This is a genomic window from Prevotella sp. P5-50 (assembly GCF_002251295.1).
Classification (GTDB): domain Bacteria; phylum Bacteroidota; class Bacteroidia; order Bacteroidales; family Bacteroidaceae; genus Prevotella.
The window spans coordinates 152,927-167,201 of the sequence record NZ_NPJA01000019.1; the positions used below are offsets into that span (position 1 = coordinate 152,927).

The 14,275-nt window shown below is 46.8% G+C and carries 14 protein-coding genes and 1 tRNA gene; 7 read left to right on the forward strand and 8 right to left on the reverse strand.

The features are described from left to right. Positions 1–45 precede the first annotated feature (45 nt). The 3 genes from argB to CIK88_RS04370 all read left to right on the forward strand — a co-directional run bounded on the left by argB (position 46) and on the right by CIK88_RS04370 (position 1,883). Positions 46–816, forward strand: coding sequence for an acetylglutamate kinase (argB, locus tag CIK88_RS04360; RefSeq protein ID WP_094434780.1), 771 nt, complete (start codon positions 46–48; stop codon positions 814–816). Positions 817–883: 67 nt separating this feature from the next. Next, positions 884–1,402 (forward strand): RNA polymerase sigma factor, encoded by a 519-nt coding sequence (locus CIK88_RS04365; RefSeq protein ID WP_094391514.1) that lies wholly within the window; start codon positions 884–886, stop codon positions 1,400–1,402. After that, positions 1,392–1,883: a hypothetical protein gene (locus CIK88_RS04370; protein ID WP_094434782.1), complete on the forward strand. Its 492-nt coding sequence runs from the start codon at positions 1,392–1,394 to the stop codon at positions 1,881–1,883. The genes CIK88_RS04365 and CIK88_RS04370 overlap by 11 nt, the downstream gene beginning before the upstream one ends. Positions 1,884–2,139: 256 nt before the next feature. On the opposite strand, the gene CIK88_RS04375 is transcribed toward CIK88_RS04370, so the two are convergent. Both CIK88_RS04375 and CIK88_RS04380 read right to left on the reverse strand, forming a co-directional pair. Continuing rightward, positions 2,140–2,913 carry a CPBP family intramembrane glutamic endopeptidase gene (locus tag CIK88_RS04375; protein ID WP_094434784.1) on the reverse strand — a complete coding sequence of 258 codons (774 nt, stop codon included), beginning with the start codon at positions 2,911–2,913 and terminating at the stop codon, positions 2,140–2,142. 46 nt (positions 2,914–2,959) lie between these two features. Next, positions 2,960–3,925, reverse strand: a complete 966-nt coding sequence (locus CIK88_RS04380; protein ID WP_158214638.1) for a bifunctional riboflavin kinase/FAD synthetase — start codon at positions 3,923–3,925, stop codon at positions 2,960–2,962. 82 nt (positions 3,926–4,007) lie between these two features. Here CIK88_RS04380 and CIK88_RS04385 point away from each other — a divergent pair. Further along, positions 4,008–4,081, forward strand: a tRNA-Ile gene (locus tag CIK88_RS04385). A gap of 232 nt (positions 4,082–4,313) precedes the next feature. On the opposite strand, the gene CIK88_RS04390 is transcribed toward CIK88_RS04385, so the two are convergent. From CIK88_RS04390 to CIK88_RS12355, 4 genes are all read right to left on the reverse strand, one after another. After that, positions 4,314–4,727: a hypothetical protein gene (locus CIK88_RS04390; protein ID WP_094434788.1), complete on the reverse strand. Its 414-nt coding sequence runs from the start codon at positions 4,725–4,727 to the stop codon at positions 4,314–4,316. Next, complete coding sequence (locus CIK88_RS04395) at positions 4,724–5,200, reverse strand: RNA polymerase sigma factor (RefSeq protein WP_094434790.1); 477 nt, start codon at positions 5,198–5,200, stop codon at positions 4,724–4,726. The genes CIK88_RS04390 and CIK88_RS04395 overlap by 4 nt, the downstream gene beginning before the upstream one ends. Before the next feature lie 7 nt (positions 5,201–5,207). Further along, positions 5,208–5,657 carry a hypothetical protein gene (locus CIK88_RS04400; RefSeq protein WP_094434792.1) on the reverse strand — a complete coding sequence of 150 codons (450 nt, stop codon included), beginning with the start codon at positions 5,655–5,657 and terminating at the stop codon, positions 5,208–5,210. Between the two features lie 122 nt (positions 5,658–5,779). Then, a complete protein-coding gene (locus CIK88_RS12355) occupies positions 5,780–5,950 on the reverse strand; it encodes a hypothetical protein (protein ID WP_158214639.1) in 171 nt (56 codons plus the stop codon). A gap of 225 nt (positions 5,951–6,175) precedes the next feature. Between CIK88_RS12355 and CIK88_RS04405 the strand changes: the two genes are divergently transcribed. Then, positions 6,176–6,676 carry a tetratricopeptide repeat protein gene (locus CIK88_RS04405; protein ID WP_094434794.1) on the forward strand — a complete coding sequence of 167 codons (501 nt, stop codon included), beginning with the start codon at positions 6,176–6,178 and terminating at the stop codon, positions 6,674–6,676. A 778-nt stretch (positions 6,677–7,454) separates the two neighbouring features. On the opposite strand, the gene CIK88_RS04410 is transcribed toward CIK88_RS04405, so the two are convergent. Then, a complete protein-coding gene (locus CIK88_RS04410; protein ID WP_371591503.1) occupies positions 7,455–8,549 on the reverse strand; it encodes an FMN-binding protein in 1,095 nt (364 codons plus the stop codon). Positions 8,550–8,847: 298 nt separating this feature from the next. Here CIK88_RS04410 and CIK88_RS04415 point away from each other — a divergent pair, with 298 nt between their 5' ends. Further along, positions 8,848–11,013, forward strand: a complete 2,166-nt coding sequence (locus tag CIK88_RS04415; RefSeq protein ID WP_144269575.1) for a DUF4114 domain-containing protein — start codon at positions 8,848–8,850, stop codon at positions 11,011–11,013. Positions 11,014–11,283: 270 nt separating this feature from the next. Here the strand turns inward: CIK88_RS04415 and CIK88_RS04420 are convergent, their stop codons facing one another. Then, the gene (locus CIK88_RS04420) at positions 11,284–12,630 is read right to left on the reverse strand and encodes an LruC domain-containing protein (RefSeq protein ID WP_094434798.1); all 1,347 of its coding nucleotides are present in this window, start codon (positions 12,628–12,630) and stop codon (positions 11,284–11,286) included. A 220-nt stretch (positions 12,631–12,850) separates the two neighbouring features. Between CIK88_RS04420 and CIK88_RS04425 the strand changes: the two genes are divergently transcribed. Further along, the gene (locus CIK88_RS04425; protein ID WP_144269576.1) at positions 12,851–14,158 is read left to right on the forward strand and encodes a hypothetical protein; all 1,308 of its coding nucleotides are present in this window, start codon (positions 12,851–12,853) and stop codon (positions 14,156–14,158) included. Positions 14,159–14,275: the final 117 nt, after the last annotated feature.

Sequence of the window (14,275 nt, forward strand, 5' to 3'; positions counted from 1 at the left end):
TTATTACTAATTTTGTATGTGCAACATCACAATAATAAAAATGTTATGGAAAAAATAACCATCGTAAAAGTAGGCGGTGCGGTCGTCGAAGACGAAGCACAACTGACACAGTTACTCAAAGACTTTGCTGCCATCGAAGGGAAAAAAGTACTTGTACATGGCGGAGGACGACGAGCCACAAAGGTGGCTGCAGCACTCGGCATTGAGAGCAAGATGGTCAACGGAAGACGTATCACCGATGCCGACATGCTCGAAGTGGTAACCATGGTCTATGGCGGACTGGTCAACAAAAACCTCGTGGCACGACTGCAAGCTGCGGGAGTGAACGCACTCGGACTGACTGGCGCCGACATCGACGTCATCCGCAGCCATAAGCGCCCCATCAAAGACGGTATCGACTTCGGTTTTGTGGGCGATGTGGAAAAAGCCAACGGACAAATGCTCCACACCCTCATCAACGCAGGAATCACTCCCGTCATGGCGCCGCTGACACACGACGGACAGGGACATATACTCAATACCAACGCCGACACCATTGCCGGAGAAACCGCTAAAGCACTTGCATCCTACTACGATGTTACACTCATCTATAGTTTCGAGAAGAAAGGCGTGCTAAGCAATCCCGACGATGACAACAGCGTCATCAGCGAAATCACACGAGAAGACTTTGAGAGATACAAGGCTGACGGAACCGTAGCAGGGGGCATGATACCCAAACTCGACAATGCTTTCGACGCTATCGACGCCGGAGTAAAACGCGTGATCATCACCCTTGCAACAGCCATCGACGGACAACACGGCACCGTCATCCGATAATTTAGAGAAAAAAATATCCATCATTCTGTAACTTTCACTTTCCACAATCGTCGTATATATAGAGAGGATGAAAAAAATCAGTTTTCGAAATGACATCCTGCCACTGAAGAATCTACTCTACAGGCTGGCGCTCCGCATCACTCTCGATCCTGCGGAAGCAGAAGATGTCGTACAGGAAACCATGATAAAGGTATGGAACCGGCGAGACAGCTGGGATACGATAGACAATATCGAAGCCTTCTGCACCACCACATGCCGCAACCTCTCGCTCGACAAGACACGGCGCATGGGACGACAGGAAGCATCGCTCGACAGCGTAGCAACAGACCCTGAAGACCACAGCAGCGCGTCAAACCCCGAAGAGCAGGCAATGCAACGAGACCGGGTGGCACTCATCCGACAACTCATAGACAGACTGCCAGAGAAGCAAAGATGCGTCATGCAACTGCGGGATATCGAGGGGAAGAGCTACAAAGACATTGCCACCTTGCTCGACATCAGCGAGGAACAAGTGAAGGTCAATATCTTCAGGGCACGTCAGGCTATCAAACAACAATTTAAGAAAACAGAGAATTATGGACTATAAGTACATCGAACAACTTTTGGAACGTTACTGGAAAACGGAAACCTCTATCGAAGAAGAGGACATCCTCCGTGCGTTCTTCAGCCAACAGGACATTCCTGCGGCACTGAAGCAATACCAGCCGCTATTCACCTGCCAGCAGGAAGATGCCGACATCAAGTTGGGCGATGACTTCGATGAACGCATCTTGGCACTCACAGAAGATACCGAAGTGAAGCCCGTCAAGGCTCGCACCATCTCTCTGCAACAGCAGTTGAGACCGCTCTTCAAGGCCGCAGCAGTCATTGCCATCATCTTCTCTGTAGGTGGAGCCCTTCAGCATCCATGGGATGCCAGTTGGAACGACCCACGAATCGACTATGCCAACTCCTATATCCAGCAGATTGACACAGCCGACACCATAGTGCCCATGCAGGCGGAAAACATCACCGATGCCCCTGCCGACAGCAGCAAAGCTGTCAACGAGACACTACATAAAGAATGATACATTTCTATGCTTTCTCTATATTTAAATCATTTCAACATTAAAACAACAACGAAACTGTGAAGTTTCACTTCTCTCAAATTTTTCATAACATACTAACGAAGCGGGCCACCCATCAATAATGATAGGTGGCCCGTCGTACTTTTTGTCGCTAAAGTCCTGAAACTGTTTATGACTTAGAGCATAAACCGAAATGCCGCAACTGTCATTCGGTCGTTCTAACGGCCTGTCGGCGATGTTGACCAACCGGACGACATCAGTCCTGACTGTCGGCACGCTTCATCTGCAGATACAGCTGCCACAAGGCTGGAATAACTATCATCAACGAGAATCCTGCTGCCATCAGCGCATGTTGCTCACTTCCGAAGATATCTACCAGCTTCACATCAGCCTGTTGATACATATTGGAAACGATATACGCAGCACTGTTGTTCACCCAATGATACACCATTCCGGGAATGATTGAACCCGTGCGCCAATACATCCATCCCAACAGCAAACCACCAATAAAGGCATAGGGCATTTGGGCAGGATTGCCATGCACCAGACTGAAAAGCAAAGCAGATACGACTATTGCCTTCCATGGTGTCAGCTTCTCAAGCAGTACGCGAAGCACTGCACCACGGAACACGACTTCCTCTACCAAAGGGGCCAACAGCCCGACGACCACATATCCCCAATAGTTGGCCATCAAATTGCCCATCTCCATTTCTATCAGGTTAGGCAACTCAGGAAGATGCTCCTGCAACCAAGTAAAGGGAATTGCCATGCCTATTGATGCCAGTGCAGTCCAAAGCAGAACGCTCCAAGGACGTGTCAGCAACCAACTGGGCGATATGGGTGTCATCCGTTTCCACAAGAAAACAACAAGGGCAAGGACATTGGCAGCCGACAAACCGATAATCATCTGTGTTGTTTTGTCAACCACCACCGCTGTGCTTCCTATCAATAGGCATACGCCTTCTACCACACTCATGACCACCACCTGAATGGCCACAAACAGCAAAACATATAATATTGCCTTTTTCATCTATTTCATCTATTTAATTGGTTTATCTTATTTCTACAGCTGTCAACTACTTGCCGCATACTGTTTCCTGCGCCTCTGCATCGGCACGAAGCACCTGCAAGGCGTCGCTCTGATCCTTTGCCAACTGCGCTTTCAGGGCTGAGGCATCGGCAAAACGCTGTTCGTCGCGCAACCTACCGACAAAGCGCACACGCACAGTCTGTCCATAGAGATTGCCGTTATAGTCGAAAAGATGCACTTCGAGCGTTGTAGGCCGACCGCCAAACGTTGGACAATGCCCGATATTCATCATGGCAGGCAGCGTAGGTCCATCCACACCGATTGTTGCCCATACGGCATAAACCCCAGCCTTAGGCAGCAGTTTATGGGTATCGGGCGAGAGATTGGCAGTGGGATAGCCAATCTTCATACCGATCTGTTCGCCGCTGACCACTTGACCTTCGAGACTATAGTCGCGTCCAAGACAGTGGTGCACCTTGTCGAGCGCACCGTCAGCCAACAGTCGTCTGACCATCGACGAACTCACGGGGCAGTCTTCTTCTGTGATGTTGCACGGCTCAAGCGCCTCAACATCCATATCCATCTCCTGCCCATAGCGCACATAGTCGCTAAAGCCAGCAGATCGATCGTGGCCGAAACGGTTGTCGTAACCCGTCAGCAGAAGCTTCACGCCAAGTTGTTGGCGCATCAGCAACATAAAGTCGCAGGCAGCCAAGCCAGCCATCTCTTCAGTAAACGGCAGTACCACGCAACGCTGCACACCGGTGGCGCACAGCAATTGCAACCGCTCATCGAGTGTTGTCAGCAGCGGAGGACACTTGTCAGGACATACCACACTGAGTGGATGGCGGTCGAACGTGATGACCGTAGATATCAGTTTTCGCTCGCGTGCCTTATCTGCCAGTTGTTCGAAAACAAAGCGATGTCCACGATGCACACCGTCAAAAACTCCGATGGTTGCCACCGCCAATCCTTCGAGTTGCATCGCCTTATCGTATATTAATATTTCCATTTCGGGTACAAAATTACAAAATTTCATGCAATTAGTTGCGTATTTGCAAAAAAAGCAGTACCTTTGCACCGCAAAAATTTGCGGACTTGTAGCTCAGTTGGTTAGAGCAACAGACTCATAATCTGGAGGTCCCAGGTTCAAGCCCTGGCTGGTCCACCTCTTAAAATCAAGCAGTTAAGTCGCAAACTTAACTGCTTTTTCTTTTGCCTTGCGAACACATTGCGAACACAGAGACATTCGTACAGCAACGTGCTTTTCGCAAATTTTCATGCTTTTTTATCTTGCGAACACGTATTTTCATCAGATTTCATTTGGGGAAGAAAAATAATCTGATGATTCTGCAGTAATATTTTTCCTCCCTTTAATCATATTCATCACCATGCATTCTCTATGAACCGTTGGAAACCGTCCCTAATTGCACTCTCATTTGGACGATATCCAATACGTTGCTAACAATGCTGATAATACCAAGCCCCATTACTAGTGATAGGACAATCGTCGCTATCGTCCTGGAATATTGTTCAATTGCCAACAAGATGCCAGATGATGCATGGAAAGTAAACAATGGCAATTCCGATGGCGTGGACAGAACAAAGGCAAACAATGCTCCGCCAGCGATGAAGCCCGCCACAAATGCAGCTATCATAGCATATTTGTATCGACGAAGGTTTGCCTCCTCATACTGACGAAGGTATTCTACGGCATCGAGTTTTTGGGTTAGGCGTGCCATAAACTCATCCTTATCGTCAAATTTCGGACGCTGGGCAAGGAAGAGTTCCTCAAGTGCTTTATCTTTCATCATAACTTCAATCTTGTTTTCAGTTTGTCACGTCCTCGCGAGAGTTGCTTCTTCACGGCATCTTTGCTTGTGTCTGTTATCTGGGAAATCTCTTTTACAGAATGTCCGTCAAGATAGAACAACACAATGGATGCTCGTTCTTTGGGAGGCAAAGTGGCGAGAGCAAGGTAGAGATCCTGATAAGCATATTTTACATCAGCATCACTTGTGCCTAAGACTGTTTTTGCCTCTTCTATGCTTTCAAATGTCCGTTGGGCTGCCTTATGATTAAGGAATGTGTTCTGTGCAATCTTGAAGAGCCACGATTGGAACTTTCCTTTATTCTGATAGCCTGCCGAGGCAAGATACGCCTTGACCAAAGCATCTTGAGCAATATCGTCAGCATCATCCTTGTTGCCACAGCAGAGGGCGAGCAAGAATCCACGAAGTGCCTCCTGCTCGTCACTGACGAGTTGTATGAACTGCTCTCTGGTCATCTACTTTTTATGCCTGTCGCAAGTTCCGTTCCTCTGCTTCCATTTCCTTGGCAAGCATCTTCTTACCGATCTGATAGTTGGCTAGGAAGGCTATGCCTACAGCTAACAGTACCAATCCTATACTTATACTTACCAACGGATCTGTACTTCCTCCTACTAAGTTGCAGTTCAAGTATATTCCGTAACCTATCATTCCTACTCCCAGGATGAAAGCAAGCATTCCCCACTGTAGTTTTTCCAACAACTTCTCTTTCAACAACTTCTCTGGCTTATTCATCTTTCTTACTAATTCCTCAATGTCAATGTCAGCATTCTTTTCGAGTGCAGCAAGAATGATTTCCTTTCTATTCCTTTCCGAAGCCATCTTACCTCTTAATGCAAGAAAAATAATGGTAATTGGGAGAATAACGGCTGTTCCAAGCACAATAAAAAGACCTACGATATCATGACTTTCCATATTTTTAATTGTTTTATTGGTTAAACTTCTTGTTAATTATTGAACCGATTCACTATAACAACAAGTGAAAGTAGGAAAAGGTGACGTCCCATCTGTGTTTTTTTCAAAATTATCTCAAAAAACTACACCAAAGACAAAACAACATCTGGCGACATCTCCATCTTTGTTATAGCGCAAAGGCTGGTACCCATATCCTTGACACTTGCACCCATCGGGTACATATCATCATCAACAATCAAGAAACGGTCATGGGATTTATGGGGCAACTGTACGAACACCAAAGCCCATTTCATAGCATTTCACTTAATTTTTACTTTTCGGGTGCAAAGTAACAAAATATCTATGAATCAGCGAAATATAATTCAAAATAAAATTACTTGATTCAGAGGGGAACGGTAGAAAAAACGAGGAGACATCAAGGCTTTTTTAATTTTTTTCTTTACCTTTGCAATCAGAAATAATAAGGTAAAGAGAAAAGCAATACCGAAGGATTGAAAACTAAAGACAAAACACAAAGCATGAAAAAAAATATCTTGATTACCCTCTGCCTGCTCATACTGTCAGCCACCATAACGTGGGCACAGGATGCCAACTTTTCTGAGATTCATTCAAACACCAGCCAACAGTCGCGCACACCTGAGGGTGACCGCCACCACTATGGACTATGGGCAAAAGACAAACTGATGTCGCCACCTCAGTTTAAGTCGCACTGGAAGTCGGCAGCAGACTCTATCCAGAAGCGTCGCGAGTTTGTCAATCTCTGTGGCAAGGCGTTTGGCTATTACGACGAGAAAGATGCGCTAAACACGGTTATCTATGGCGACAGCGCCCTGCGCACAGGTTTTGATAATGACCAGATATACTTCTATGTGGCACTCTCCTACGAGCAATTGGGCGACTACAAACAGGCTGAGCGCACCTTTAAGCAGGCTCGCTCGCGTGGCATTCCCAATGCCGGCAGAGCGCTGAAGGCTTTCCGCAAGCGCATGAAGGAAATGAAGGAAGCCACCAAGAAGTAACCTACCCTTGCAGGCAGGAAGATTGAGGCAACCCGCTTATATATTACATAATAGGTACACGTGTGTACGCATGCGCACGCGCGATGTTGCAAATTTTCGACCACTCGACCACCACAACCGCATAACGCGCTATGCGTGTGCAGTTTACGTGTGTGGTCGATTACGCTGACTCGCGGTGTTCGACCACCATTCGACCACCATTCGACCACCAGCCATCTGCCGTTACCATCACAGAAACAGCTTGACCAAAATAGCCGCCAATACACGATTTTGCATGTTCTGACGACCGGCAACACCCTTGTCAAACGTTGGACAAGACTATTGCATAATATTTGACACCACTATTTTCCGATATTTGAAACAATTTGTTTCCAACGTTGAAAAGGCCCTTGTCTAACGTTGGACAACACTCTTGTCTAACGTTGGACAACACTCTTATCTAACGTTGGATAACACCTTTATCTAACGTTGGATAACACCTTTATCTAACGTTTGACAATAACTTTGTCAGCCGTTTGAAAATGCCTGAAAATAATTTTTGTTTACTTCGCGTGAATATCCACCATGATTTTCGGGAAAAGCATGCGTGGTCGAAGTGTGGTCGAAAACACGGGTATGTAGCAATCGACCACAGCCTAAAGATGCTGTCTCATAGCCGATTACACCACATCTGTGGTCGTGTGGTCGAAATTTTTAGAAAAATAAAATTTTAAGGATTCCAAATGTATGTACCCTGCCGCCCATCCGAGATGATTGCTGTCTCGATACCGACCTCCCGTCAGAAGAGTCGCCACTTGGAGGACTGGCAGATTCTGAGCCATGTACCCATGGGGCAGATGAAGCGACAATACGGACGAACAACCACGAAAGACAATAGCACAAAGGCAATGGCGATGGCGATGACCACCCACGATGCCGACTGGAAGATGAATGCGGCAAACGGTTCATAGTCGGTCCAATCTGCCCACACCCCTGTCCAGATGAGGATCATCAGCACGCACCATAGCAGTTTTCGGAAAATGTCCAATCCCCGCACGAGGCGGGCACCCATCTTCACCTTATAGCTGACACACCGACTTGCCATATACTGCAGCGATCCGAATGGGCACAGGTGGGTGCAATAGTATGATTTATGGCCTATCAACGGATAGACCAAAGCGACCAAAAGCATGAGACAAGGCACCGCTACCGCCAGCGGATTCATGCCGTGTGCCATATATCCCATGAGCGAGGTATAGGACAGGAAGGATCCACACCATAAGCCGAGCACCACTACATTGAGCGTGGATTGGCAGAAGCGGTAGGTTTTGTTTTTCACAAACAACGGCAGGATGGCAGCCATCAGCACCACCAAGATGCCGGCTATGTTTTTAACCGACCAGTCGAAAGACGGTTGCGCAATGGTAGCCTGTGCGCGACGGGCATACGCCAATCCGCGCTGCACGTTGCCGATAATGGCTTTCGAAGAAAAGGTAGCACCCGACACCGCATCCACCTGCAAAGCCTCAGCCTCTTCCGTGGTTTTGCCGTTCCACCGGGAAAGCAGCTCCGCTGCCGTTTCAAAGAAATTTTCCGTCTCCTGATTAGGCAACGCCTTGATATGCTCCACCCTGTTGTCTTTGATGGTAATCAGGAGTGGAACCGTTCCGGCATAGCCGATAATATCTGATGCGATCGACGTGGTATTCACCACCATAGATCCATCGTCGAGCACCTGCAAGGTGTCGTTGTCGGCTTGGTGGGCTGTGGCTGTTGTCGCCTGGAAGTCGTGGCCGGGCAACGAACCATGTTTCGCCAGGGCAATCGAAGCGAGAATCAGCAATCCCGCCAACAGGCTGCCCATTTGTCGCATAGCATCTTTCTTCTTCATCATCAATACTTGTCGTTGTGATAGATCATCGTGTTTTCGTGCACAAAGATACGGCGATTATTTCTAATCTCCAATTTTTCCAACACAAAATAAAGGATTCCTCCACCCCACTTGTTCGTTTGTCTGTTGCCCCACACAGCAATTCCACAAGGCGAAAAATGCATATAAATAGGTGGAAATCATAAAATTATTGGGATTTACGCTTGTCATTTTCACAAATATTCGTATCTTTGCACCCAGAGAATCACGATACTTATCGTTTCCGAAATAACGAACAAACAAAAAATATAATTATAGATCTATGAGAAAACTATTATTGTTATGTGCCTTGATTACAGCATCGGGTACATTCTTTTTGAGCTCCTGCTCTAAAGACGCAAACCTCTACGATCCCAATCAGAAGGTCAATGAGTACAACAACAGTTGGAACCAGCAGTTTGGAGCCATCGACCCCACACAAGACTGGAATGTAGCAACCACCGTTAGCGCAACAGCCGCTTGCCCCACCATTGCCGGTGAGAGCGAGATGCGCATCTATTCTGATGCTCCGCTGGAAGACGAAAGCAACCTGATGGCAGTTACCAAACTGACCAATGGCGCAGGCAGCATCTCGTTTGATGCCAAGAAGGCTGCCAACCACGTATTCGTTTCTATCAAAAACAGCGAAGGCCTCTTCAAAATCTACAACTACTATGCTATCGTAAACGGCACAGTAAACATCACCCCGTCAGACTATATCACACCAACTCGCAGCGGATTTACACGTGCTGCCAATTGCCCAGTGACAAAAGGTGAGAAGAAAGTGCTGCCAAACATTAAATTTACGTTTGATACTGGCGTGATAAAATACAAGGGAGGATGGGGTAATAATATCCTCTCAGTAGAAGAATGGAAAGAATTTGTTAAAACGCTGGCAAATGGTGGAGAATATTATGATGTCCCCTTTGAAAAGATTTTTGAAAATGGAATTTTTAAAGGTTTCGACTGGTCGAAACCCAGAGCTGGATCAGAAATAAGCACCGAAGATCGCAACGTTGAAATCACCTTGCTCAACGGTGTAGCTCAAGAAGAAGCTGTTCCCTGCTGGACATTGGGTCAAGGCTACAAGCTCTTCGGTCCTGGCTCATTCTTCATGGAGAGCCAGAAATACTACAGCAACGAAAAGATTAACCTCTACACCAATGGTCTTGAAGACTTGAAGAAAGTGGAGAAGGGATTCTCTATCGTTACCGAAGGTGGAGAAATCAAAATGCCTGTAGTATATGGTGCAACAGCTATTTCAGACCGCCTCGGCTACATTTACTACAAAGACGGTCAAGACCCATTGGCTCAGCCCCACTACATCTTGATTAACGATGCACGTCCTCAGAGCAACATCTATTTCAACAGCTGGAAAGGAGATGCCGTTGGTAACATGGCTTTATCAAACTGGAGCGAACCACAGAAGTCGCTTTGGGGCATACCCAAAGACACCAAGATGTATGGCACTTCATACAAATTGGCTTTCTTCGGCGAGAACCACGACCAAGAAGCAACCTACAATTTCCCAGCTGGCTACCACATCGTGTTCTTCATCGCACCATATCAGCCATACAATACCAACGATTACAGTAACCACAATGGTAACTACACAGAAAGCAACTACAACTACTCGCTGCCCGAACTGAACAAGCGCATCCATGATGACAACCATAGGGACAAAAATACAGATAGTCCTACCTATATAACAGAAACGGGCCAATGGGGTAATCAAGTGTCTGCCCGTGGCGCTATCAAAGCTGCCGCTTGGACTTTCAACGGACAGACATTCCTTGGATTTGAAGACGGTGGTGGCGATGAAGACCTCAACGACATCGTATTCTGGGTAGAAGGACAATACAAGACTCCAGAACCTCCAATCACCGTGCCCGACCCGGATCCACTGCCCGAACCACAGTCAGAATCATGGATTATCGCATGCGAAGACTTGGGTAATACCGACGATATCGACTTCAACGACGTAGTGTTCAGCGTTAGCCATACCGCTGGCGAAACCACAGCGAAAGTCACTCCGCTGGCTGCAGGTGGTGTGCTGCCTTCAAACATCTACCACGGTGGCAACAACCTCGGCGAAATCCACAACCTCATCAATGGTGCACAGCCCAATGCCAACGGACAGTATTCTATGCTCAACACCGGCAGCAAGGGCACTCCCGGTAGCGCAATCACCATCAACGTGCCTGCCAACTACTCTGTAACCAACCATGGTTTCACAGTAAAGGTGAAAGACCAGAACGAGTCTATCGTGCTTGAGTCAGCAGAGATTGGCACAGCTCCCCAGATGCTTGTATTGCCAGGCGAATGGGCATGGCCTACCGAGCGTACTCCTATTGGTACCGCCTTCCCCATGTTTGTAAATTGGAGCAAGGCTGCCAATACCGCAATCGACTGGTATAAGAGTCCCGTAGAAGGTAAGGTGGTGAAGTAATTCACTACTCCCTATACAATCCCCCAATCACCCTAAGCAACTCCCACCCTACATGGGTAGAGTTTCTTAGGGTGATTTGTTTGTTTCATCCTCTTGCAGGAAGACCACACCCTGCATCGCATTCCCCATTCCCTTCGGGATGTGTTCGGGATGCGTTCGGGATGAATATGATATGGATATAGTATGGGTTTAGTATGGATTCGGGAAAATAAAACTGAGCCAACCTGATAAGGAAGGCTCAGTTGGTCATATAGCAGATGGTCGTTGCTATTATCTATAGGTATTGGTATTATCGGGATAGAGATACCAGTCGCGTGCATTATAGCGGTCGCGTCCCCAGTCGAAGAAAGAATGGCTGGGCGTGCAGTAAGCACCATCATAACCGTTAGCTCCGAGCGTTCCTATCACTTTTCCTTCGCGGGCATAACGGAAATCCGTAGCCACGAGCAAAGCCCAAATATAGTTTTTAGAATAAACCTCCTGGTTGGCACCGTTTATATATTGGTGGATTACTTCGTCGGCTTTATACGTCATGGTGTGAGTTTCAAAATATCCGCCATTATAGGAAGTGACTGCAAAGAGGTCAAGATTCATCATATTGAAATCGTTGAAGGAGGCACGGCTCGACTGATGAAACAACACACGAAACTCACGCTTCACCGTTCCCACCTTCATTCCCAACTTGCCGGTAGTAGCCACCTCAGCCATATCTTCGTCGGTCATGGTGTTGTAATAACAGCGCACCACCTGCTGCGCATTGTCCATAGACCCTTTGCTGATGGCATAGTGGGCATCGCAGAATAGCGGAATACACACGTCGCGGTTGGCAGGATTCACCTCGCTCGTCTTCTCTATAAACTTGCGGCCCTCGGTTGTCGGCACAAAACTGCTGCCGTATTTATAATAAGGATAGGTGTCTTCTGCCTCGTAGGTAGTACCCACCACGGCGGTATTCACTCCTTTCAGGCGCATGGCAGCACCTATGGGGTTGACCGTTCCCACCGCTTTGAGATTGGTGGAAATAATCAGCGTATCGGGATCGGTGGTGTTGGCAGCATAGCGCTTGTTGAGCTGAACGCCCATCACCAAGTCGTTGAAATCGTAGTCGCCAGGCTGTGGAAACGCATCTTCAAAACAGAAAGTATAGGGTTGCGGACTTACTCCAGCCAGCATGGCAGGCGTAGAACCACGCAAATAGGCATTGCTGAGGTCGGCTGTGATGTTGACCTCATTGGTTCCAACGGCAATACGAGCCTCTTTCACTTCGCCCGCCGCATCGACAATAGCTATCCATAGCTCCGAAAGAACCGTCGGACACGACACGTTGACCGACTGCCTGTTGGCTCCATTGAGTTTCACATGTTGCAACAGTCGGGTTGTTGAAACGGCAGGATTGCCCGTCAACATATAAACCTCATAGCTGTCGGCAGAAGGCAGTATGACCGACATGGTGAGTTCTCGTGCCGTAGCCCAAGTATGTCCTGCATCAAAGTCCTTAACAGGAAATTCCTCTGCCACCAGATCAACATATCTTTGTTTTTGGAAAAACTCATGTTGACAAGCAGTCAGCACGAGCGTTGCCATTGTTGCGGCAATCAATAGTTTCGGTTTATTCATATTTGTTCGTAATAAAAACAGGATACAAAGTTAAGTAAAATAATGTATATCAGCACTATTCTTGATGAAATTATGATTTTTTAACATACTGTTAACTATACAAAAACGAAAAAGTTTTTATCTTTGCACCCACAATGGAAAGACTCTATATATAACGAAAATGAGCCAACCGTTTAATCTCATAGAATTATCAACAACAGTAAAATTAAAAATCGAGAAAATGAAAAAGATTCTTTTTGTAGGAATTACAGCCTTAGCCATGGCTAGTTGTACGCACGATGACTATGCCCCTGTTAGTAAGCAAGAGCAATATCAAGCTGTCTTCGAAAAGGAGTTTGGTGCAGTCAATCCTAATGTTAACTGGGGATTCACTCCTCAGCAAGTATTCACATTCGACAAGGATGGCAAGCTCATAGGCACACGTGCTGCTAACCCCAATTCCAACCAATGGGCAGACTATGTGACCGTGCCCACCAAACTGACCGACGCTCAGAAAGAGGTGGTACGCAAATGGTTTCAGAACAACCCAAACCCTAAAGGCCTCGAAGTCAACTGGAGCGACTTCTTTGTAGAGCAAGTGTATAAAGGTGGCAAAAAAACCGAAGGTTCAAAGACACTCGAAACTTACGATATTCTTAAGGAGGATGATACTCCCACCGGCAGTAAGGTTACTGGTTCAAATCAGATGGACTGGCTGTTTTGTGGTAGCAAAAAAGATCACGTCAACAACTTCAACGGTGCTGATGGAGATATCATGTATATGTATGACTCCAGCACCGATTGTTTTGGTTTCCACGAATCTTATGGACAGAAATACTACGACGACTCATACGTGCTGATCTCTGGTGACCAAATCGACCCCAGCGTGGCAGGCATGTATTTTGTAGGTTTCGACTATAAGATGCAAAAATACGACAACGGAAACATAGAAGTCAGACCCGACGAATACTATAGCGACTGGATTGTCAGAATAGCTCCAGCCCTCAGTGCTCCTGGTAAAGCTATGCGCGTCATGGTAGAGGATATCATCGATAGCAATCTGACTTCTGTGACGAGCAGCGACTGGGACTTCAACGATGCTGTATTCGATGTAAGATTCGAGAACGTTAACAACCAAAACTATGCTGTCATCACATTGCACGCAGCTGGTGGTACGAAGTATCTCACCATCGGTGGAGAGGGTGACAAAGGTGTAGAGGTGCACAAAGCTCTCTGTGTAGAACAAAGCACTATGGTCAATACTGTCAAAGATCAGGGAGTCACTCGTCCAGTAGCTATCTTCCGCATCCCCGTGGCAGCCAATGTGAACAATGCCAACGATATTCCCGTTTATGTAGGTTCTCAAATACTGGAGGCTAAGAAGGGCAAGGCTACCCAAAAGTTCTGCGTACCAACAGACGTAAGATGGATGCAGGAGCGCAAACAAGTCAGAAAAACCTATAATGAGTTCAAAGACTATGTTAGAGATGACGCCCCTAAAGATTGGTACAAGACAGTCAAGGGTGATAAAAATGATTTCAGATACTAATTCTTTATAATCATATAGACACAGGAGGAAGCGTGTTGGCGTATTGCCGACACGCTTTTTCTATGAAAAGACCAGCATATATTTGGCGTTGTGACAGAAAAAGTGTAATTTTGTTGG

Coding starts and splice junctions, on each gene's coding strand:
- CIK88_RS04370 (WP_094434782.1), top strand. CDS start 1,392: ATGGACTATAAGTACATCGAACAACTTTTGGAACGTTACTGGAAAACG.
- CIK88_RS04375 (WP_094434784.1), bottom strand. CDS start 2,913: ATGAAAAAGGCAATATTATATGTTTTGCTGTTTGTGGCCATTCAGGTG.
- CIK88_RS04380 (WP_158214638.1), bottom strand. CDS start 3,925: ATGGAAATATTAATATACGATAAGGCGATGCAACTCGAAGGATTGGCG.
- CIK88_RS04365 (WP_094391514.1), top strand. CDS start 884: ATGAAAAAAATCAGTTTTCGAAATGACATCCTGCCACTGAAGAATCTA.
- CIK88_RS04395 (WP_094434790.1), bottom strand. CDS start 5,200: ATGACCAGAGAGCAGTTCATACAACTCGTCAGTGACGAGCAGGAGGCA.
- CIK88_RS04425 (WP_144269576.1), top strand. CDS start 12,851: ATGAAAAAGATTCTTTTTGTAGGAATTACAGCCTTAGCCATGGCTAGT.
- CIK88_RS04420 (WP_094434798.1), bottom strand. CDS start 12,630: ATGAATAAACCGAAACTATTGATTGCCGCAACAATGGCAACGCTCGTG.
- CIK88_RS04405 (WP_094434794.1), top strand. CDS start 6,176: ATGAAAAAAAATATCTTGATTACCCTCTGCCTGCTCATACTGTCAGCC.
- CIK88_RS04390 (WP_094434788.1), bottom strand. CDS start 4,727: ATGATGAAAGATAAAGCACTTGAGGAACTCTTCCTTGCCCAGCGTCCG.
- argB (WP_094434780.1), top strand. CDS start 46: ATGGAAAAAATAACCATCGTAAAAGTAGGCGGTGCGGTCGTCGAAGAC.
- CIK88_RS04410 (WP_371591503.1), bottom strand. CDS start 8,549: ATGATGAAGAAGAAAGATGCTATGCGACAAATGGGCAGCCTGTTGGCG.
- CIK88_RS04400 (WP_094434792.1), bottom strand. CDS start 5,657: ATGGAAAGTCATGATATCGTAGGTCTTTTTATTGTGCTTGGAACAGCC.
- CIK88_RS04415 (WP_144269575.1), top strand. CDS start 8,848: ATGAGAAAACTATTATTGTTATGTGCCTTGATTACAGCATCGGGTACA.
- CIK88_RS12355 (WP_158214639.1), bottom strand. CDS start 5,950: ATGAAATGGGCTTTGGTGTTCGTACAGTTGCCCCATAAATCCCATGAC.